The 24,800-nt window shown below is 60.1% G+C and carries 2 protein-coding genes (1 of these 2 only partly in view); both read right to left on the bottom strand.

The annotated features are described in order from the left end of the window. Window positions 1-30: 30 nt before the first annotated feature. Window positions 31-13,125 carry an amino acid adenylation domain-containing protein gene (locus ACODS3_RS06765; protein WP_489033841.1) on the bottom strand — a complete coding sequence of 4,365 codons (13,095 nt, stop codon included), beginning with the start codon at window positions 13,123-13,125 and terminating at the stop codon, window positions 31-33. After that, on the bottom strand, window positions 13,122-24,800 hold the final stretch of the coding sequence (locus ACODS3_RS06760; protein ID WP_489033840.1) for a non-ribosomal peptide synthase/polyketide synthase. Its footprint extends 17,250 nt past the window's final position; only the last 11,679 of its 28,929 coding nucleotides appear in the window; its start codon lies off the right edge, out of view; the stop codon is at window positions 13,122-13,124. Before ACODS3_RS06760 ends, ACODS3_RS06765 begins: the two co-directional genes overlap by 4 nt.

The following is a 24,800-nucleotide window of genomic DNA, read 5'->3' as shown; positions in this document are numbered from 1 at the left end:
GGGACACCGAAAGGTCAACAAAGAGACAGATCAGATGCGGCGTTTGCGCTGCTGGGTCGGTACCCGGGATGCCGAAACTTCAAGGGTGCGCAGGGGCACCACCGAAGCCGCCACCGCAGCCAGCGTCGACTGCCCGAACAGCACACGAACGTCGGCTTCCAGCCCTTCATGACGCATGCGTTCGATGAGGCTGACCGCCAACAGCGAATGCCCGCCCAGCTCGAAGAAATGGTCATGACGCCCCACTCGCTCCACCTTCAGCAACTCGGCCCAGAGCATGGCCAGCCAGGTTTCGGTTTCACCCTGGGGCGCTTCGTAACGATGAGTCACGTAAGCGTTGCTGTCAGGCAACGGCAACAGCTTGCGATCCAGCTTGCCGTTGGGTGTCAGCGGCATGGCATCCAGGCGTACGTAAGCTGCGGGGACCATGTACTCAGGCAATTGCGCCTGCAAATGGGCTCGCAACAAGCCACTGTCGACCAGAACCTTCGCGCTCTGCGGCATGTAATACGCTACCAGCCGCACATCCCCCGGCTCGTCTTCACGGGCCACGACCACCACGTCCCGCACAGCTTCGTGTCGGGCCAGGCGCGCTTCGATTTCCCCAAGCTCGATACGGAAACCGCGAATCTTCACCTGATCGTCGTTACGGCCCAGGTACTCGATATTGCCGTCCGCCAGCCAGCGCCCCAGATCCCCGGTGCGATACATGCGAGCGCCAGGGACACTGCTGAACGGATCATCGAGGAAACGCTGGGCGGTCAGGTCGTCACGATTGAGATAACCCCGCGCCACGCCAGCCCCGCCAATGAAGAGTTCGCCCGCAACACCCAGCGGCACCGGGTTCAGGTACTCGTCCAGCACATGGAATTGAGTATTGGCGATGGGTTTGCCGATGTGCGCGCTGAAACCGTCTTCGCGATCCATCGCGACCCAGCTTGAGTAAGTAGTGGTTTCCGAAGGGCCATAGAGGTTGCACAGACGCTTGACCTGAGTCTGCTCGAACAGCTTTTCCACCAGGCTGCGCTTGAGCGCTTCGCCCGCCACATTGACCGTATGCACGCCCTGCCCCAGCCCGCTGGATTCCAATAGCGCCTTTAGCGCCGAAGGCACTGTATTGATCAGCGTGACATCGTGCTCATTTCGCTGCAATTCAAGCGCATTTTGCACAAGATCGATGCAACCACCGGTTGTCAGCGGAGCAAAGCACTCGTAGACCGCCAGGTCGAAGTTCAACGAAGTGGAGAACAGCGTCCTGGCAAGTACTGCCGGCTCGAAAGCGCGCTTGGCCCAGCTCAGGAAGTTGACCGTGTTGCGGTGTTCGATCATCACGCCTTTGGGCATGCCGGTGGAACCGGAGGTGTAAATCACATAGGCCAGATGGGCAGCGCTCAGCCCGGGAACATCCGGGTTTTCCAGCGGTTGTCCGAGCCAGGTTCTGCTGTCCAGATCGATCACCGGTGCAGGCGTGGCAGACAGCAGGCCAAGGGTCGACCCATGAGCCAGCACCACTGTCGGTGCGCTGTCCTCCAGCATGTAGGCGATACGCTCGACGGGATACGCCGGGTCCAGCGGCACATAACCGCCACCCGCCTTGAGGATAGCCAGCAGGCCGACCACCATTTCCGTGCCGCGCTCCATGCAGATCGCCACCCTGGCATCTGGCTCGACGCCATGTGCGCGCAAATGCCAGGCCAGACGATTGGCTTGTTCGTTCAACTGCCGATAGTTCAGTTGCTCATGGCCATGGATCAGCGCAGGAGCATCAGGTGTACGCAGTACCTGCGCCTCGAAAAGGCCGTGAATGGTTTGTGCCGGTGGATAGTAATGGTGTGTGTCGTTGAAACGCGCCAGATGCAGACGCTCTGCCTCCCCTGGCAACGCAACACCGTGCACGGCCTGTTCGGCATCGGCCACCATGGCTCGCAGCAGGCTTTCCAGATAGCCGCGATAGCGCTCGACGGTTTCCGGGTAGAACAAGGCCGTGGCGAACTCCAGACTGCCCTGCAACTGGCCATTGATCTCTCCAAGATCCAGGGACAGGTCAAACTTGGCGCTGTTTCTCGGCGCACCAATGCCCTCCAGTGTCAGGTCGCCCAGCATCAGATCGACATTCTCGTTGTTCTGCCACGACAACATGGCCTGGAACAATGGACTGTGTGACAGGCTACGCACCGGTTTGACCACCTCGACCACATGCTCGAATGGCAATGCCTGACGAGCCTGAGCTTCCAGGGACAACTGCCTGACCCGGCGCAGCAGTTCGGTAAAGTCGGGTTTTCCGGACAAATCGATCGGCAATGCAAGGGTGTTGACGAACAGGCCGATAAGCCCTTCGATCTCTGCGTTCATGCGGTTGGCAACCGGCGAGCCGATGACCACGTGCTCCTGGCCTGACAAACGCCCGAGCGTGGCCGCCCAGGCGGCCAGCACGGTCATGTACAACGTGGTGCCGTGGCGCTTGCTCAAGTCCTGAAGCTGCGCGGTCAACTGCGTGTCGAAGCAGACTGGTATCGCAGCACCCGAATAGTCCTGCAACGCCGGGCGTGGTTGATCGGTCGGCAGCGTCAGCACCGCCGGAGCCTGTGCCAGTGCCTTGCGCCACCAGTCGGTCTGGGCCTGCAAGGCTTCGCTGTCCAGCAGGCGACGCTGCCAGACGGCATAGTCGGCGTATTGCACGGCCAGTTGCGGCAGAGGGTCCGGCTCGCCTTGCACAAAGGCCGCGTAGAGAGCGCCCAGCTCGGCCGTCAGCACGCCCATGGACCAGCCATCGGAAACGATATGGTGCATGGTTACCAGCAGCACATGCTCTTCGGTCGCCAGTCGAATCAACTGGCCACGAATCAGCGGCCCCTGTTGCAGATCGAAGGCCTGCTGCGCCTCTTGAGCGGTCAACTCGTCCAGTGCCACGGACGGCTCGTCGTGCCCCGAAAGGTCCACATGAGTCAGCGTAAAACCGCTGTGTGCTGGCAAGATTCGTTGCAACGCCGCACTGCCAGCAGGCTGTACGAAACACGTCCGCAAGGCCTCATGACGCGCCACGATCCGGTCCAGAGCACGCTGCAGGGCCGACACGTCGAGTACGCCTTTCAAGCGCAGACCGGCCGGCAAATGGTAGGCCGCGCTGGCACCCTCCATCTTTGCCAGGAACAACAAGCGCTGCTGAGCGAACGAGAGCGGCAATTCTTCATCACGGGAAACCGGTGTGATATCCGGCCAGGTGCTGCGTGTCGCGAGGGTAATCTGCCCGGCCACTGCATGTAATTGCGGATGGGCAAACAGCTCGGCCAGTTGCAGCTCCACGCCCCACTGCTGGCGGACCTGCGAAACCAGACGCATGGCCAGCAACGAATGACCACCCAGCTCGAAGAAGTGGTCTTCACGCCCCACTTGAGGGACTTTCAGCAGGTTTTGCCACAGTTCTGCCAGAGTGATTTCCACTTCGCCCCGAGGTGCCTCGAAACTACGGCTGATCACGTCGTTCGCCTCGGGCGCAGGCAAGCGGCCGCGATCCAGCTTGCCATTGGCCGTAAGTGGCAAGGCATCCAGCCCGATAAAGGAAGTGGGCACCATGTAATCGGGAAGGTGAATCTGCAAATGGCTGCGCAGCTCATGGATTTCCAGAGTCGAGCCGGTGCGCAAGGTGAAGTAAGCCACCAGAATCTTGTCGCCAGTGGCGCCATCGCGAGCCAGCACCACAGCTTCCTTGATGGCCTCGTGCAAGGCCAGCCTGGCTTCGATCTCGCCCAGCTCGATGCGCTGGCCACGGATCTTGACCTGGAAGTCGTTACGGCCGATGTACTCGACCGCGCCATTGTCCAGCCAGCGGCCCAGATCGCCGGTCTTGTACAGGCGAGCCTGCGGGTCACTGGAGAACGGATCACGCACAAAGCGTTCGGCGCTCAGTTCAGGCAGGTTCAGGTAGCCACGGGCAACGCCCACGCCACCAATGTTGATTTCACCCGCCACACCCACAGGTGTTGGCTGGCCATGGGGATCGAGGATATAGATCTGGATATTGGCGATAGGCCGGCCAATCGGCACGCTGTCGCCTTCGTCGCTCGGGCGACACTGCCAGGATGTGACGTCAATGGCGGCTTCGGTCGGGCCATAGAGGTTATGCAACTCAACCGGTGCCAGTTGCTCCTCGAAACGTTTCTGCAGACTGCGAGGCAAGGCTTCACCACTGCACAGCACGCGGCTCAGGGCGGAAAAACCCTGATTGTCGCCATGCTCCAGAAACACTTCCAGCATCGAAGGAACGAAGTGCAACAGGGTGATGTTTTGCTCGCGCATGACCTGTGCCAGATAGCCAGGGTCCTGATGGCCGCCAGGGCGTGCCATGTACAGATGAGCGCCGGTCAGCAGCGGCAGGAAGAATTCCCAGACCGAAACGTCAAAGCCGAAAGGTGTCTTTTGCAGCACCCGGTCGGTTTCATTGACCCGATATTCGTCCCGTGCCCATAGCAGGCGGTTGACCACGCCCCGGTGTTCGTTCATCACACCTTTGGGTTTGCCGGTGGAGCCTGAGGTGTACAGCACATAAGCCAGGTGCGTGGCTTCAAGGCCCAGCAATGCCGGGGCTGGATTGGTGTGCGGAAACGCGGAGCGGTCCACATCTTCGTCAACCAGCAGCACGGGAATGTCTGCCCGTGCGACGTTATCCAGCAATGCCTCTGAGGTCAGCATCGCCACCGGTGCGCTGTCGTCGAGCATATAGTCCCGGCGATTGTCCGGCAGGTCCGGGTCTATCGGCACGTACGCGCCACCGGCCTTGATAATCGCCAGAAGCGCGACTACCAGCTCGTTGCTACGGCGCAGGGCCACGGCGACCCGGGCATCCGGTGTTACACCTTGCTTGATCAGTTGATGGGCCAACTGGTTGGCACGCTGATTAAGCGCGCTGTAGCTCAATGACTGGCCGTTATGGTCGCTGACCGCAGCCGCATCAGGCGTACGTTCGACTTGCTGCTCGAACAGCCCGTGGATCAGTTCATCGTGAGGGTAGTCATGCTGTGTGGCGTTGAAGGTGTGCAGCACACGATCCCGTTCGGTTTGCGGCAATATCGAAAGACTATTCAGGGCTGTCAGTGGTGCCTGTTCGAGCGTTTCCACCAGCTTCTGCAACGCAGACTGCATGTAATCGCACAGGTTTTCGGCATTGATTCCCGAGGTAGCCTGCACGGTCAGAACAACAGCTTCTCCCGTATCGTCCACAGCCAGCGTCAACGGGTAAGCGGTGTGCTCATGGGCTTCAAGGCCCTGAATCCCCTGCCAGGCAGTCTGAGCCTGAACCGAGTCATCTGCCGGGCTATGGCGGAAGTTGAGCAATGCACTGAACAACGGCGTTGGCGCAGCGACGCCACTGCAACGCTGGGCCAGTGCCAGAGATGCGTGCTCATGTTCCAGCAGACCGGTCAGGCGCGCATGCACCTGCCTGACCGCCTGAGTCACGGCCTCCTGCCCCAGCTCCACACGGATCGGCAAGGTGTTGATGAACATGCCCAGCGCCCGGTCGGCACCTTCACCGCCACGCATCCGGCCCACCAGCACCGTGCCGAACACCACATCGTCACTCGCTGAAACCCGGCCCACTACCAGGCCCCACGCCAGGTGATAGAGGCTGGCCGCACTGACACCCAGATTACGGGCAAGGCTGCGGGCGCGCCGGCTGACATCGCTGTTCACACTCTGCCGGACTTCATCCACGGCACCTTCCGATACCTGCTTGCCAAACGGCAAGGTGGGCTCTTCCACTGCTTGCAGCATGTCGCGGAAGAAGCGCTCATGAGCAGCCTCATCAGCCCCCAGGCGTACCTGGGCGATGTAGTTGCGGTACGGAACCGGTACTGGCAACGGTGCGGTTTCATCCAGCAACAGGCTCTGAATTTCGGAGACCACCACCTCGAAAGCCACGTGGTCCATGATCAGGTGATGAAGCACCAGCGCCACCACGTAGCGCTGATTCAGCGGATCCCAGGCGTAAGGCATGCAGACCAGCGGAGCCTTGCTGATGTCCATGCGCACGTTGCGAGCGGCGAACCGCTCACGCATCTGCTCGACGATATCGCCTGCGGACGGGTCCAGTTCAACGCGCTCGCTGGTCAGGGTTGCCGTGCGAAGCACCACTTGAACCGGAGCTTCCAGGCCTTTCCAGAACACCGCCGTGCGCAGGATGTCATGGCGATCGATAACCTTCTGGAAGGCGCGGGTAAGCGCTTGCAGACGCTCTTCATTGTCCAGCGCCAGCAAGGACTGCAGGATGAACGGGTCGCCCTGGCGGGCGGCGACATGGTGATACAGGATGCCTTCCTGCAACGGCGCAAGCGCATAGATGTCCTGCACATTGGCCACGCCGCCCGGCACGGCAGCGACGATATCGTCGATGGCCGTCTGGTCGAGACTGGCCATAGGCAGCATCCAGGGTTCGATACTCTGGCAGTCAGCCGGGATCAGGTTGGCGGGTACCTGAATATCCTGTTCCGTCGTCAGCGAAGCAGCCAGTGCCGCCAGCGTAGGCTGGTTGAACAGAACCTTGATATCGGCGCGCAGACCTTCCTGGCGCATGCGCTCGATCAGCGTCACCGCCAGCAGCGAATGGCCGCCCAAGGTAAAGAAGTTATCGAAGCGCCCTACGCGCTCCACCTTCAGCACCTGTGACCAGATGTGGGCCAGCAGGGTTTCGACCTCACCCTCTGGCGCCTCGTAGACACTGCTGGTCAGTGCCTGCGCGTCAGGGACAGGCAGCGCCTTCTGGTCAAGCTTGCCGTTGTTGTTCAAGGGCCAGTGCTCAAGACATACAAAGGCAGAAGGCACCATGTATTCCGGCAGAGCCTCACGCAACCAGGCCTGGACACTCTGAGCAGTCAGCTGCGAACTGGCTGATTCGGCGGTGTAATACGCCACCAGTTGCTTTTGCCCCGGCACGTCTTCGCGTATCACGACCGATGCCTGATGAACGCCCGGGCAGGCTTTCAGACGCGCATCGATCTCACCCGGCTCGATACGAAAACCGCGCAGTTTCACTTGGCCGTCACCGCGGCCAAGGTGCTCAAGGCTGCCATCCGCACGCCAGCAACCACGGTCGCCGGAGCGATAGAGACGCGCGCCCTCGACGCGGCTGAACGGGTCAGCGATAAACGACTGGGCATTCAGTTCGGGACGATTCAGATAACCCCGTGCAACACCGTCGCCGCCAATGCAGATTTCCCCGGCGACCCCGATCGGAACCGGCTGCTGACGGGCATCCAGCACATACACCTGAGTATTGGCCAGCGGTTTGCCGATGGGCACATTGCTCATTTCCAGCGGCACATCGGTCACGTGCAGGGTTGTCGCGTAAGTAGTGGTTTCCGTCGGGCCATAGCAGTGGATCAAACGCAGGTCCGGAGCAATGGCCAGCAAGTCCCGGAACACTTGCGGGTCGGCACGCTCACCGCCACACATCAGAATACGCAGGCCGGCCAGGGTTTTGCCGATCAGGCTCACGTACTGATTGAACACTGCCGTGGTCACAAACAGCGATGTCACGGCCTTCGCTACCAGCTCTTCGGCCAGACGCGGCGGGTCCAGCAGCAGTTCATGATCGATCACCACCACTTGTCCGCCATTGAGCAACGCAGCCCAGACTTCCAGGGTGCTGGCGTCAAACGCCGGGTTCGACGCAAATGCCAGGCGGTCTTTGTGGTTGAAATCGGCAAAACCGTTATTGCGCACCAGTTTTACAATGCCACGGTGCGCGACGATCACCCCTTTGGGCGTACCGGTAGAGCCCGAGGTGTACATGATGTAAGCCGCTGACTCTGCCGTGCAGCTGTTCTGGGGATCATGATCCGGCTGGTTGCTTACATCGAGTCGATCCAGATCCAGGCGCTCGGCGCCGTCTGGAATCTCACGACCATGATGGGTCAGCAACTGCCGGGCACCGCTGTCCCGGACCATGAAGGCCTGACGGTCCAGCGGTGCATTGACGTCCAGCGGCACGTAGAGGGCGGCACATTTGGTGATTGCCAGTTGCGCAACCAGCAGGTCCAGCGAACGCGGCAGCAAGATCGCCACTGCATCGCCCGCGTTAACCCCGAGCCCTTTCAGGTAATGGGCCAGACGGTTGGCTCGGCGGTTGAGTTCGGCGTAGGTCAGTATCTGTTCGCCGTGTACGGCGGCAACGGCTTCAGGTCGCTCGGCAACCTGCGCTTCAAACAGGGGCTGTAATGTCTGGTGCCTTGGATAATCCGTGGCGGTGGCGTTGAACTCTTCAAGCAGGCGTTGACGCTCCGGTGGTGCAATGACCGGCACGTCATACAGCGCAGTCTGCGGGCGCTCATCAAGGGCCGCGACCAGTTGCTGCAACGTGTAGGCAAAGGTGTCGCAGACACGCCGGGCACCGATTTCCTGCATCGCCAGCACGCTGACGGTAAAGCTTTCGCCCAGGTCATCCACGGAAATGGCCAGTGGATAGTTGGTGCGCTCTTCGTTGCTCAGGCTTTCGATGCCGTCCCAGGCCGACAACGCCTGGCTGGAAGTAACGTCGGCTGCGCTATGGCGATAATTGAGCAATGAGTTGAACAGTGGCGAAGGCGCCGCCACGGCACTGCTGCGTTGCGCGAGCGCCAGCGAAGCATGTTCGTGGCCAAGCAGTGCGCTGAGGCGTGCATGGGTGGATTTCACACCCTCGACCACGCTACGCCCATCGATATCCACCCGCAGCGGCAGCGTGTTGATGAACATGCCCAAGGCACGGTCGGCACCGTCGCCGCCCTGCATGCGGCCCATAAGCACCGTGCCGAACACCGCCTGAGTACGGCCGCTGGCCTTGCCGGCCACCAGTGCCCAGACCAGATGCATCAGGCTGGCGGCACTGACGCCAAGCTGGCGAGCCTGCACACGAATCCGGCGACACAGTTCGATATCCAGTTGCACACGGGCTTCTTCGATATGGCCGCCGTCATCAGGCAACGAGGCCTGGCCGTAAGCCAGCGTAGGCTCATCGACATCGCCCAGCATGTCGCGGAAAAAGGCTTCGTGCTCCTGCTGCCCCATCCCCAGGCGGGCTTGAGCCACATAGTTGCGGTATGGCACGGCAGCGGGCAACGCATCGGCTTCGCCCAGCATGAAGGCCTGCATTTCCTCACGCACCACATCCAGTGCGGTATGGTCCAGCGCCAGGTGATGGAAGATCAGCAGCATGACCCAGCCGTCGCCGTCACGGGCACAGGCCAGACGGATCAAGGGAGCCTCGGCCAGATCGAGACGATAGTGGCTGCTGGCGAAACGTTCGCTCAGTTGCTCGCCAATAGCGCCATTGCGAGGGTCCGGTTTAAGGAACTCCACGACCAGCTCAGCCTCACGCCAGACCACTTGCAGCGGCTCGCTCAGCCCTTGCCAGACCACGGCAGTACGCAGAATGTCGTGGCGCCGGATGACATGACGCAACGCATCGGCAAAGGCATCGAGACGCTCCCGGCTCTTGACCGAGAAGGTTGCCTGCAACACATAGGGGTCGCCCTGTTCGGCGCTGATGTGATGGTAAAGAATGCCTTGCTGAAGCGGTGCCAGCGGATAGATATCCTGCACATTGGCAGCACCGCCGGGCACCGTTGCCACGACAAGATCAAGGGTGTTCTGGTCCAGTTCGACCAGAGGCAGCATATCCGGCGTGATCCGCGTGCAGCCCGGCTCGATCAGGTTGGTCGGCACACGGATTTCCGTACCGCTGCCCACCGCAGCAGCCAGTGCCATCAAGGTTGGCTGGCCAAACAGGACCCGAACATCAGCGCTGAGCCCTTGCTGACGCATTTTTTCGATCAGCTTGACCGCCAGCAGCGAATGACCGCCCAGTTCAAAGAAATGATCGAACCGCCCTACACGCTCGACTTGCAGCACTTCAGCCCAGATCTGCGCCAGGGTGGTTTCGGTTTCGCCTTGAGGGGCTTCGTAGCCACGGCTGATCAGGGCTTGCTGGTCTGGGGCCGGAAGCGCCTTGCGGTCCAGCTTGCCGTTATTGGTCAGCGGCAGGCTATCCAGATGAACATAGGCCGCCGGGACCATATAGTCCGGCAACTGGCTTTGCAGATGGGTGCGCAGTGCCTCCAGATCGACTTCGGCAGCATGTGAAGTGAAATACGCCACCAGACGCTTATCACCCGGCACGTCTTCACGCACCAGAACCACGGCGTCTTTTACGGCCTCATGGCGCGCCAGTCTGGCCTCGATCTCGCCCGGTTCGATCCGGAAACCACGGATCTTGACCTGATTGTCATTACGGCCACGGTATTCCACCGAGCCATCCGCCAGCCAGCAGGCCAGGTCGCCGGTGCGATACAGGCGTGCAGTGGGGTCATTGCTGAAGGGATCGGTAACAAAAAACTGCTCGGTAAGGTCTGCGCGATTCAGGTAACCGAGTGCTACACCATCGCCGCCGATATACAGCTCGCCGGTCACACCTAGCGGAACCGGCTGCTGACGGGCATCCAGTACGTACAAGCGTGTATTGGCCAGCGGCTTGCCGATGGGAATGCTGCCCTCACCCACGGCCTTGATTTCGTGAGTTGCCGAGAAGGTCGTTGCTTCGGTCGGGCCATAGCCATTGAGCAGGTGCTGAGGCGCGCCGTACTTGAGCACCAGGCCGATAACAGCCGGATCCAGCACATCGCCGCCAACGATCAAGTAACGCAACTGGGCAAAGGCATCGTAGAGGCCCGAGGCGTATTGATGAAACAGACCGGCTGTCATCCACAAAACGCTAACCGACTGTTCCAGCAACAGAGCCCGGAACTCAGGCAGCGACAGCAGTACATCCTGATCAACAACCACAACACTGCCGCCATTGAGCAACGGTGCCCAGACATCCAGGGTACTGGCGTCAAACGCCGGGTTCGAGGCAAATGCCACCCGGTCATGCGCGTTGAAATCGGCATAGCCGTTATTGATCACCAACCGGGCAATGGCGCGATTCGGGACCAGTACCCCTTTTGGCGTACCGGTGGAACCCGAGGTGTACATGATGTAGGCCGCACTTTCGCTGGAGCAGACCAGTTCCGGGTTGTTATCGGGCTGCTGAGCCAGATCAAGGCTGTCCAGATCAATGCGAGCAACGCCGTGCGGTATCACCAGATTGCTATGGGTCAGGACATGGCGGGCGCCGCTGTCCTGCACCATAAAGGCCTGACGTTCCTGCGGTGCATTGATATCCAACGGCATATAAATGGCTGCGCACTTGATGATTGCCAGTTGCGCAACCAGCAGATCCAGCGAGCGTGGCAGCAGAATCGCGACCGCATCGCCTGAGATAACGCCCTGGCCAATCAGATGATGAGCCAGACGATTGGCCTGAGCATTGAGTTCGGCATAACTTAGCGCCTGTTTGCCATGCACTGCGGCCAAGGCTTCAGGTTGTTCGGCCACTTGCCTTTCAAACAAGGCCTGGACGGAGCTGTCGCGTGGATAGTCAACGGCACTGTCGTTGAAGCCATGCAGCAGTTGCTCACGCTCGGCTTGCGGCAATACCGAAATATCCGTCAGCTCTGTTTTACCCCCGGCCTCCAGAGCGCTGACCAGATTTGTCAGAGCGGCTGACATATAACCTGCAACACGTTGCGCACCGATCGGCACAGAAGCCTGCACGTTGAGCGCAAAGTGCTCGCCAAAGTCATCCACGGACAGAATCAGCGGGTAGTTGGTCCGCTCTTCCGCACTCAGGGTTTCAATGCCTTGCCAGGCGGCCAGTGTCTGCGCATCCAGCTGTTGCCCGGCGTCGGTGCTGTGCCGGTAGTTCAACAAGGCGCTAAATAGCGGTGTCGGGGCGATAACGCCGCTGCAACGTTGGGCCAGAGCCAGGGACGCATGCTCGTGACCCAGCAGTTGAGTTAGCGTGGCGTGGGTGTTCGAGACCCCGTCACGCGCACTCTGCCCGCCGATACGCACACGCAGCGGCAAGGTGTTGATGAACATGCCCAAGGATTGCCCGGCAGCCTGCGTTGCCTGCATACGGCCCAGCATCACGGTGCCGAACACCACATCGTCGCGCCCCGACACCACACTCAGAACCCGGGCCCAGGCCAGATGGCAGAGGCTGGTCGCGCTGACGCCCAGTTGCCGAGTCTGGGCGCGCAGGCGCTGCCCAAGTTCGGCAGACAGTGTCAAATGCGCCTCTTCGACTCCATTTCCGTCGCCCAGTACATCCTGCTGGCCGAACGGCAAGGTGGGCTCATCCATATCCCCCAGCATCTCGCTGAAAAACGCTTCGTGGCCCTGACGTTTTCCGGGCTGGCGGGTCTGTGCCACATAGTTGCGATAAGGCACAGGGGCTTCGAGGGTTTTAGACTGACCGGTCAAAAATGCCTGCATTTCACGCTGCACGATCTCCAGTGCCGCATGGTCGATGGCCAGATGATGAAACAGCAGCATGCCCAGCCAGCGCTGATTGGCCTTGTCTTCGCTGACCACCAACAGCAATAGCGGCGCCTGCCCGATATCCAGACGATAGTGGCGAGGATCAAAGCGTGCCTTGAGTTGTGGCAGCACTTCACCCTCGCCCAGTTCGTGGGTAATGTCCCTGACACCCAGTTGCGCTTCACGCCAGACCACTTGCACGGGCTCTTCCAGACCTTCCCACGCAAGGGACGTGCGCAAGATGTCATGCCGATCGATCACGCTCTGCAAGGCATCGACGAAATCATTCAGTCGCTCGCGGCTGGCCATGGTGAATTCGGCCTGCAACACGTAAGGGTCGCCGCGTTCGGCAGTCAGGTGATGGTAGAGAACCCCTTCCTGCAACGGCGCCAGCGGGTAGATATCCTGAACATTGGCCGTGCCTCCGGGAATGCCGGACACGATCCTGTCGATGGCCGCCTGCTCCAGGACCAGCAACGGCAGCATATCCGGCGTGATGCGCTCGCAGCCCGGAACAATGCCGTTGGCGGGCACGCTTTGCAGGCTCGCCAGAGTGCTGGCATAAGCGCCGCTCTTGATCGACTCGATCAGCATTGCCTTGTGTTCACGCAGCAATGCCAGGGTGGCGGGCTCAGCAATCGATTGCTTGCGGCCGCGTACCGCCAGTTGATCACCCGTGACGGAAAGCTCGACGCCTTTTTCTTCCAGTGTTGCCAGCAGATCAATCAAATTCACAGGAAAATCTCCGTTTTTTCCGTCGCAGCGGCGTATTTCGCGAGGGTAGGTTGTTCAAACAGGGTTTTGACGTCGGCTTCAATGCCTGCCTGACGTACCCTTTCCATCAGGCTGACCGCCAGCAACGAGTGACCGCCCAGTTCAAAGAAATGGTCATGACGCCCTACACGCTCGACCTTGAGCACATCGGCCCAGATCTGCGCCAGGATGATTTCGGTTTCGCCTTGCGGCGCTTCATAGCCTCGGCTGATCAGGGCTTGCTGGTCTGGCGCAGGCAATGCCTTGCGGTCCAGCTTGCCGTTTGGCGTCAGTGGCAGTTTTTCAAGATGGACATAGGCGGCCGGGACCATGTATTCCGGTAACTGGCTTTGCAGATGGGTGCGCAAGGTTTCCAGATCGACTTCGGCAATGGTCGAGGTGAAATACGCCACCAGACGCTTGTCCCCCGGCACGTCTTCACGGGCCATGACCACCGCTTCTTTCACACTCTCATGGCGAGCCAGCCTGGCTTCGATCTCGCCCAGCTCAATCCGGAAACCACGAATCTTGACCTGATCGTCGTTACGGCCCAGGTATTCGATATTGCCATCTGCCAGCCAACGACCCAGGTCGCCAGTGCGATACATGCGGGCGCCAGCGTTGAATGGATCTTCAAGGAAGCGTTCGGCCGTCAGGTCATCGCGGTTCAGGTAACCGCGCGCCACGCCCGCACCGCCGATATAGATTTCGCCCGGCACACCCAGGGGCACCGGCTGGCGATGCTCATCCAGCAGGTAGAACTGGGTATTGGCGACCGGCTTGCCGATATGGGACGCAAAACCATCTTCGCGATCCATGGCCACCCAGCTTGAATAGGTGGTGGTTTCCGACGGGCCATAGAGGTTGCACAGACGCTTGACGCTGGTTTCAGCGAATAACCTTTCAACCAGAGCCCCCTTGAGCGCTTCACCCGCTACGTTAACGGTATGCACGCCCTTTTGAAGGCCACCCGATTCCAGCAACGCTTTCAGGGCCGAAGGCACGGTATTGATCAAGGTGACGTCATGTTCGCCCTCTTGCAGGGCCAGCACATTCTTGACCACTTCAATGCTGCCGCCCGAAATCAGCGGTGCAAAGCACTCGTAAACGGCCAGGTCGAAGTTCAGCGAAGTGGAGAACAGGGTTTTGGCCAGGACTTCTGGCTCAAACGCCTGCTGCGCCCAGGTCAGGAAGTTGACCGTATTGCGATGCTCGATCATCACACCTTTCGGCAAACCGGTTGAGCCCGAGGTGTAGATCACATACGCCAGATGGGCCGGCGTCAGGCCTTCAATCGCCGGGTTGGAGGCGGATCTATCCTGCCAGGTGATCTCATCCAGATTGACCACAGCCACATCAGCGGCCGACAACAAGCCCAGAGTCGCAGTCTGTGCCAGTACCGCAGCAGGCGCGCTGTCCTGCAACATATAGGCAAGTCGTTCCAGCGGATAAGCCGGGTCCAGCGGCACATAACCGCCGCCCGCCTTGAGAATCGCCAGCAGCCCGACCACCATATCGATACCGCGTTCGACGCAGATCGCCACCCGCGAATCGGGCACAACGCCCTGGCTGCGCAAGTGATGGGCCAGTCGATTGGCACGCTGATTCAGTTCGACATAGCTCAGACGCTGATCGCCAGACACCAGCGCAATCGCCTGCGGCGTACGCTCGACCTGAGCCTCGAACAGGCCATGAATGGTCTGATCAAGCGGATACGCCATCCCGGTTGCGTTAAAGCCCGAGATCACCTTGTCCCGTTCCTGATCAGGCAGGATCGATACATGGCGCATCCGTGTTGCAGGCACCTGCTCCAGCGCATCGGCCAGCCCCAGCAGCGCCTGCTGCACATAACCGCAGACGCGGCTGGCACCGATATTGGCCGGGGTCATGATCGAGAACGCAAAGCCCAGACCTTCGTCGTCCACCGACAGGGTCAATGGATAGTTGGTGCGCTCTTCGCCCTTGAGCAACTGGATGCCATCCCAGGACTCCAGGCCTTCATTGGATCTGGAGGCACCGAGGTGCCGGTAATTGAGCAAGGAGCTGAACAGTGGCAACGGTGCTTTTACAGCACTGCAACGCTGGGCCAGGGTCAGTGACGCATGCTCATGGGCAAGCAGGCCGCTCAAGCGTTTGTGGGTGGCCTTGACCGCTTCGCGGGCATCGACATCGCCGATATTCACCCGCAGCGGCAAGGTATTGATAAACATACCGAGCGCCCGGTCAGCACCCTCACCGCCCTGCATCCGCCCCATCAGTACAGTGCCGAACACCACCTCTTCCTTGCCGGTGATCCGTGCCAGTACCTGCGCCCAGGCCAGGTGGTAAAGGCTGGCCATGCTCACACCCAGGCTCCGGGCCTGATGGCGCAAGCGACGGGTCAGGTCGGCATCCACCTGCTGGCGGAACTCTTCGATACCGCTGCCATCGCCCTGCACATCATGCAGATCGAAAGGCAGCGTCGGCTCATCGATATCGCCCAGCATGTTCGCGAAAAACGCTTCGTGGGCTTCACGACTGACACCCAGACGGGCCTGAGCCACGTAATTGCGATAAGGCACCGAGGCTGCCAGCGTATGTTCACGGCCCTGCATGCAGGCTTCGATCTCACGGGACAGCACGGCCAGCGAAGTTGCATCATCGATCAGGTGATGGAACAACAGAATGGCAACCCAACGCTCGTTAAGCGGGTCCTGGGCGTAGGCAATTCGCATCAGCGGTGCCTGACGAATATCCAGGCGGCAGTGACGCGGGTCGAAACGGGCATGCAACTGGGCCGCGATATCACCCTCTGCCGGATTGAGGCTCACAGCCTCGACACCCAGTTTCGCCTCACGCCAGACCACTTGCAGCGGCTCGTTCAAACCTTCCCAGAGCACGCCGGTACGCAGAATGTCGTGACGGGCGATAACAGCCTGCAAAGCCTGGGCGAAAGCTTCGATGCGAGACAACTGATCGAAACCGAACAGCACATATTGCAGGTACGGATCGCCCTCGGTGGAACTCAGGTGGTGATAGACAATCCCCTCCTGCAACGGCGCCAGTGCGTAGATATCCTGAATATTGGCAACGCCGCCCGGCACACAGGCGACCACCCCATCGATCTGCTCCTGACTCAAGCTCACCAATGGCAGCATCTGTGGCGTAATCCGCTCACAACCTTTGGCAATCCGGTTGGCCGGCACCAGAATTTCCGTCTGCCCGCCGACTGCTGCGGCCAGTGCTGCCAGAGTCGGTTGGCCAAACAGCACGCGAACGTCGGCACTGAGATCCTGCTGGCGCATACGCTCGATCAGCTTCACTGCCAGCAGCGAATGCCCGCCCAACTCGAAGAAGTGGTCCTGACGCCCTACCTGCTCAACATCCAGCAGTTCCTGCCAGAGTTCGGCAATCGCGATTTCGACTTTGCCTTGCGGCGCTTCATAGGCACGGCTGGCCAGTGCCGACTGGTCCGGCGCTGGCAAGGCCTTGCGGTCCAGCTTGCCATTGGTGGTCAGTGGCAGCGACTCAAGCGTCACAAAGGCGCTTGGCAGCATATGCTCGGCCAGGGTTTGCAATAGCTGGTCACGCAACTCGGCGGCAGAAGGCGTCGCGCCCTCTTCAGGAATCACATAAGCGACCAAACGCTTATCACCTGGAATGTCTTCCCGAGCGATAACCACGGCTTCGCGAACACCATTGCAGGCCGCAAGCTGCGCCTCGACTTCACCCAGCTCGATACGGAAACCACGAATCTTCACCTGATCGTCGTTACGGCCCAGATAATCCAGGCTGCCCTCGGCGGTCCAGCGGGCAAGGTCGCCAGTGCGATACAGGCGAGCATTCTTGGTCGAGCTGAAAGGATCGGGGATAAACCGTTCTTCATTCAGTTCAGGGCGGTTCAGGTAACCCCGCGCCACACCGGCGCCGCCGACATACAGCTCACCTACAACACCGACCGGCACTGGCTCGCGATTGGCATCCAGCACATAGGTCTGTAAGTCAGGGATTCGCACACCAATCGGGCTGACACCTGCTTTTAGCGCATCCGCAGCCTGCAAGGCACGATACGTCACATGCACCGTGGTTTCGGTGATGCCATACATATTCACCAGTTGGGTTCCGGCGTTTACCGGCCTTGCGTACCAAGGCTTGAGAATCCCGGTTTCCAGCGCTTCGCCACCAAAGATCACCTGACGCAATGAATGCGCCTGATGGCTTTCACCCTGAGCAGCAATCAACTGACGGAAAGCGCTTGGTGTCTGGTTGAGCACGGTAACGCCAGCCTCACAGATCAAGGCATAACATTCCTGCGGCGAGCGGCTGACCAGTTGCGGCACGATCAGCAACTCACCGCCATGCAGCAGCGCACCCCAGATTTCCCAGACCGAGAAGTCGAAGGCAAAGGAATGGAACAACGCCCAGGTGTCGGTCGGGCCAAAGTCGAACCATGCCTGAGTGGCCGTGAACAGACGGGCCACGTTGCGATGCTCAACCTGCACGCCCTTCGGTAAACCGGTGGAACCCGAGGTGTAGATCACATAGGCCAGGTGCGAAGAGGTTACTTCGGCAACCTGCGGGTTCTTCAGCCCCATGCCTTGCAGGCTGCCGTCATCCAGGCAGATGACCGGGGTGCTGAGCTGCGCCAAGACCTTGGCCGTCGAGCGCTGGACCAGCACTGCCACCGGCGCGCTGTCCTTGAGCAGATACGCCAGACGCTCCGCCGGATAGGCCGGATCCAGCGGCACATAGCCTGCCCCGGCCTTGAGGATACCCAGCAGGCCGACGATCATTTCCGGGCCACGCTCGACACAGATCGCCACCCGGTCATCCGGGCCGATGCCCTGCTCGATCAGGCGATGGGCAACCTGGTTGGCCCGGGCATTGAGTTCGCCATAGGTCAGGCGACGAGCCTCGAAACGAATCGCCGGAGCCGAAGGATTCGCCACTGCCCAGGCCTCAAAGGCCCGATGAATCAGATGGTCGTCGGCAAAGGTCGAGTCGCTGGCGTTCCACTCATGCAGCAATTGCTCACGCTCGCTGCGCGGGAGGATCGACAGATTGTTCAACGGCGTTTGCGGGGCCTGCTCCAGTGCCTCGATCAATTGTTCCAGCGCAACCTGAACATAGTCACAGATGCGCCGGGCACCGATGGAGGCCACTGCCAGAGCGGTCAACTTGAAGCCGTCACCGAAATCATCGACGTTCAGGGTCAACGGGTAGTTGGTGCGCTCGTCGCCGCCCAGGGTCTGCATGCCTTCCCAGGCGTGCAGGTTTTCCCCGTTGTCTACAGGCGTGCTGTGTCGGTAGTTGAGCAAGGCGCTGAACAGCGGCGCCGGTGCAGCAACACCGCTGCAACGCTGGGCGAGTGCCAGGGAAGCGTGCTCGTGAGCCAGCAAGGCGGTCAGCCGCTCGTGGGTTTCGCGTACGCTTTGGCGAACGGCATGTCGGTCGAGTGATACCCGTAGCGGCAAGGTATTGATGAAAATACCCAAGGCCCGGTCGGAGCCCTCGCCGCCCTGCATCCGGCCCATCAGCACCGTGCCGAACACCACGTCGTCGGTAGCCGAGACCTTGCCCAGTACCAGCGCCCAGGCCAGATGCACCAGGCTGGCCGCACTGACACCCAGTTGCCGCGCCTGATGACGCAAGCGAATCGACAGTTGCAGATCGACAGGATGATGGACTTCTTCGATATCTCGCCCGTCGCCCTGCACATCATGTACACCGAATGGCAGGGTCGGCTCGCTGATATCGCCCAGCATCTCATGGAAGAACTGCTCATGGCGGGCAGTGCTCTGGCCCAGGCGCGTCTGCGCTACATAGTTGCGATACGGCATCGCCGCACCCAGTTGATCAGCAGTGCCCAGCAGGAAAGCCTGCATTTCAAACTGCATCACTTCCAGCGCGGTATGGTCCAACGCCAGGTGATGGAACAGCAATGTGGCAACCCAGCGGTTCTGTTCCTTGTCTTCGGCACAGGCCAGGTGCAGCAGCGGCGCACGGGTCAGGTCAAGACGATAGTGACGGGCATCGAAACGCGCTGACAGTTGCGTGGCGACCGGGCCATCCGCCGGGTCAAGCGCGACCCACTGAGGTTGCAACACGACATTGCGGCAGACCACCTGCACTGGCTCATCGAGACCTGTCCAATGAACAGCGGTGCGCAGGATATCGTGGCGATTGATGACCGATTGCAGTGCCTGAATAAAGGCATCCAGCCGTTCACGGCTATCAAAGGCGTACTGCGATTGCAGCACATAGGGGTCGCCAGCTTCGGCGGTCAGGTAGTGATAGAGAATCCCTTCCTGAAGCGGGGCCAGCGGGTAGATATCCAGCACATTGGCTGCGCCACCCGGCACCGCCGCCAGAACCCGCTCAAGCGAAGCTTCGCTGATCTCCAGCAGCGGCAGCATTTCAGGCGTGATCTGCGTGCAGCCTGGTTCGATCAGGTTGGCAGGTACGCGGATTTCAGTGCCACTGCCCACGGCGGCAGCCAGAGCCATCAGGGTTGGCTGGCTAAATAGCACGCGAACGTCTGCACTAAGCCCTTGCTGACGCATCTTCTCGATCAGCTTCACTGCCAGCAGCGAGTGGCCGCCCAGCTCAAAGAAGTGGTCATGACGCCCTACACGCTCGACTTGCAGCACTCCGGCCCAGATCTGCGCCAGAGTGATTTCGGTTTCGCCCAGCGGCGCTTCATAGCCTCGGCTGATCAGGGCTTGCTGGTCTGGCGCGGGGAGCGCCTTACGATCCAGCTTGCCGTTTGGCGTCAGTGGCAGTTTTTCAAGATGGACATAGGCTGCCGGGACCATGTATTCCGGCAGCTGGCTTTGCAGGTGGGTGCGCAAGGTTTCCAGATCGACTGCTTGATCCGTTGAGGTGAAATACGCCACCAGACGCTTGTCGCCTGGTACGTCCTCCCGAGCCATGACCACGGTCTCTTTGACGCTCTCATGACGGGCCAGCTTGGCTTCGATCTCGCCCAGTTCGATACGGAAACCACGGATCTTCACCTGATCGTCGTTACGGCCCAGGTATTCGATATTGCCATCTGCCAGCCAGCGCCCCAGGTCGCCAGTGCGGTACATCCGCGATCCGGCGTTGAACGGGTCTTCAAGGAATCGCTCGGCGGTGAGGTCATCGCGATTCAGGTAGCCGCGAGCCACGCCCACACCGCCGATATAGATCTCACCCGGCACACCAAACGGCACCGGCTGACGATGCTCATCCAACAAGTAGAACTGGGTATTGGCGACCGGCTTGCCGATATGGGACGCAAAACCATCTTCGCGGTCCATGGCCACCCAGCTTGAATAGGTGGTGGTTTCCGATGGGCCATAGAGGTTGCACAGGCGTTTGACGTTTGTTTGCTCAAACAGGCTTTCAACCAGCGCCCCCTTGAGCGCTTCACCCGCCACGTTGACGGTATGCACGCCTTCTTTGAGGCCACCCGACTCCAGCAACGCTTTAAGTGCGGAAGGAACGGTGTTGATCAGGGTGACGTCATGTTCGCCTTCCTGCAGAGCCAGCACGTTCTTGACCACTTCAATGCTGCCGCCCGAAATCAGCGGTGCAAAACACTCATAAACCGCAAGGTCGAAGTTCAGCGAGGTCGAAAACAGGGTCCTGGCCAGCACTTCCGGCTCAAACGCCTGCTGCGCCCAGGTCAGGAAGTTGACCGTATTGCGGTGCTCGATCATTACGCCTTTGGGCAAACCAGTGGAACCCGAGGTGTAGATCACATAAGCCAGGTGAGCCGGCGTCAAACCCTCAATCGCAGGATTGGAGATGGATTCGTCCTGCCAATCGGGCTTATCCAGATTGATAACAGGCACCGACAGCAGATCCAGCGTCGCGGTCTGTGCCAGTACCGCAGCAGGCGCACTGTCCTGCAGCATGTAGGCAAGTCGTTCCACCGGATAAGCCGGATCCAGCGGCACATAACCGCCGCCCGCCTTCAAGATGGCCAGCAGGCCTACCACCATCTCGATACCGCGCTCTACGCAAATCCCGACCCGGGAATCCGGCACCACACCCTGGCTGCGCAGATGATGAGCCAGACGGTTGGCGCGTTGATTCAGCTCGGCATAACTCAAACGCTCGTCGCCAAATACCAGCGCAATCGCATCCGGCGTACGCTCGACCTGAGCCTCGAACAGACCATGAACAGTCTGATCAAGCGGGTAATCAGCCGCCGTATCGTTAAAGCCATGCAGCAATTGCGTCAGCTCTTCGGCAGGCAATACTGCAACCGAATAAAGCGGCGTAGTGGGTGTGTTTTCCAGCGCATCCACCAGTTGGTTCAATGCGGTGCTCATATAAGCCGCTATACGAGCAGCCCCAATGCCGTTCTGCACCAGCACATTCAGCTCAAAGCCTTCACCCTGGTCATCCACGGACAAGGTCAATGGATAGTTGGTGCGTTCCTCGCCCTTCAGCGATTCGATACCGTTCCAGGCGGGCGACAGGCTGTGCTCGCCCGGTGCCGCGCTGTAGCGATAGTTAAGCAATGCACTGAACAATGGCGTCGAAGCCGGCACGCCGCTGCAACGCTGAGCCAAAGCCAACGGCGCATGTTCGTGGGCCAGCAAGGCGCTGAGGCGAGCGTGGGTTTCCCGGACACCGGCTCTTACCTCGCCAGCACCCAGCTGCAGGCGCAACGGCAAGGTATTGATAAACATCCCAAGGGCACGGTCGGCGCCTTCACCACCATTCAGGCGTCCCATGAGTACGGTACCGAATACCACATCGTCACGACCACTGGCTGCACTGAGCACCTGACCCCAGGCCAGGTGATGCAGTGATGCCACGCTGACCCCGAGCTGACGGGCCTGCGCTCGCAGTCGCTTGCTCAACTCCAGATCCAGCGCTGTTCGATGCTCCTCGATACCACGGCCTTCGCCCTGCACTTCATGCAGACCGAACGGCAGCGTCGGCTCATCGATATCGCCCAGCATCTCCCGGAAGAAGGCTTCGTTTGATTCGCGATTGCCTCCCAGGCGTGCCTGAGCCACATAGTTGCGATATGGAACCGGTTCGCCCAGATGCTGTGTTTCGCTCAGCAGATAAGCTTCCATCTCCAGGCTCACCACTTCCAGCGCGGTGTGGTCCATGACCAGGTGATGGAACAGCAGCAAGGCCACCCAGCGTTGCGTTGCCGGATCCTGAGCGTAGGCAATCCGCATCAGCGGTGCCTGGCGAATGTCCATACGGTGCTGGCGAGCATCGAAACGCTCCTGCAACTGAGTCATCACGTCCAGAGATGAACTGTCCGCATCGAACTGTTCCAGCCCCAGTTGCGCCTGACGCCAGACCACCTGAACCGGCTCGTCCAGCCCTTCCCAGTACAGCGAAGTGCGCAGGATATCGTGGCGCTCGATCACCGATTGCAGCGCGCTGGAGAAGGCATCCAGCCGACCTTTGTCAGCAAAACCGAAGACCGCCTGCAACACGTACGGGTCGCCCTGTTCGGCGGTCAGGTGGTGATAGAGAATCCCCTCCTGCAATGGCGCCAGCGGGTAAATGTCCTGAATATTGGCTGCGCCTCCGGGGATGGAAGCGATGACCTGCTCAAGCTGCTCTTCGCTGATGGTCACCAGCGGCAGCATCTGCGGCGTGATCCGCGTGCAGCCCGGCTCGATCAGGTTGGCTGGCACACGGATTTCTGTGCCGCTGCCCACCGCAGCAGCCAGTGCCATCAGCGTCGGCTGGCTGAACAAGACACGTACATCGGCACTCAGGCCTTCTTGACGCATCTTCTCGATCAGCTTGACCGCCAGCAGCGAATGGCCACCCAGCTCAAAGAAATGATCGAACCGCCCTACACGCTCGACTTGCAGCACTTCAGCCCAGATCTGCGCCAGGGTGGTTTCGGTTTCGCCTTGAGGGGCTTCGTAGCCACGGCTGATCAGGGCTTGCTGGTCTGGAACTGGCAATGCCTTACGGTCCAGCTTGCCGTTATTGGTCAGCGGCAGGCTATCCAGATGAACATAGGCTGCCGGGACCATATAGTCCGGCAATTGGCTTTGCAGATGGGTGCGCAGTGCCTCCAGATCGACTTCGGCAACGGTCGAGGTGAAATACGCCACCAGACGCTTGTCACCCGGCATGTCCTCGCGAACCAGAACCACCGCATCTTTTACGGCCTCATGGCGCGCCAGTCTGGCCTCGATCTCGCCCGGTTCGATGCGGAAACCACGGATCTTGACCTGATTGTCATTACGGCCACGGTATTCCACCGAACCATCCGCCAGCCAGCAGGCCAGGTCGCCGGTGCGATACAGGCGTGCAGTGGGGTCATTGCTGAAGGGATCGGTAACAAAAACCTGCTCGGTAAGGTCTGCGCGACTCAGGTAACCGAGTGCTACACCATCGCCGCCGATATACAGCTCGCCGGTCACACCTAGCGGAACCGGCTGCTGACGGGCATCCAGTACGTACAAGCGTGTATTGGCCAGCGGCTTGCCGATGGGAATGCTGCCCTCACCCACGGCCTTGATTTCGTGAGTTGCCGAGAAGGTCGTTGCTTCGGTCGGGCCATAGCCATTGAGCAGGTGCTGAGGCGCGCCGTACTTGAGCACCAGGCCGATAACAGCCGGATCCAGCACATCGCCGCCAACGATCAAGTAACGCAACTGGGCAAAGGCGTCGTAGAGGCCCGAGGCGTATTGATGAAACAGACCGGCCGTCATCCAGAGTACGCTGACCGACTGTTCCAGCAACAGAGCCCGGAACTCAGGCAGCGACAGCAAGATATCCTGATCGACGACCACAACACTGCCGCCATTGAGCAATGGAGCCCAAACGTCCAGGGTACTGGCGTCAAACGCCGGGTTCGAGGCAAATGCCACCCGATCCTGCGCGTTGAAATCGGCATAGCCGTTATTGATCACCAACCGGGCAATGGCGCGATGCGGGACCAGCACACCTTTTGGCGTACCCGTGGAACCCGAGGTGTACATGATGTAGGCCGCACTTTTGCTGGAACATGCCAATTCCGGGTTATTACCGTGCTCATGAGTCAGATCAAGGCTGTCCAGATCAATGCGAGCAACGCCTTGCGGCACTGCCAGCTCTCCATGGGTCAGGACATGGCGGGCGCCGCTGTCCTGCACCATAAAGGCCTGACGTTCCTGGGGCGCATTGATATCCAGCGGCACATAAATGGCTGCGCACTTGATGATTGCCAGTTGCGCTACCAGCAGATCCAGCGAGCGCGGCAGCAGAATCGCCACGGCATCGCCTGCAATCACACCCTGGCCAATCAGATGATGAGCCAGACGATTGGCCTGAGCATTGAGTTCGGCATAACTTAGCGCCTGTTTGCCATGCACTGCGGCCAAGGCTTCAGGTTGTTCGGCCACTTGCCTTTCAAACAAGGCCTGAACGGAGCTGTCGCGTGGATAGTCGCAGGCACTGTCGTTGAAGCCATGCAACAGTTGCTCGCGTTCTACTTCCGGCAATACCGACAGACTGTTCAGCGCAATGTGTGAATCCTGTTCCAGCGACTCGACCAGTCGAACCAGCGCTGTGCTCATATAAGCCGCTACACGCGCAGCACCAATGCCGTCCTGCACCAGAACCGTCAGTTCAAAATCTTCACCCTTGTCATCCACCGAAAGGGTCAATGGATAGTTGGTGCGCTCCTCGCCCTTCAGCGGCTCGATGCCTTGCCA

It is taken from the genome of Pseudomonas sp. FG43 (assembly GCF_057809175.1).
This window is presented reverse-complemented; position numbering and strand designations above follow the sequence as displayed.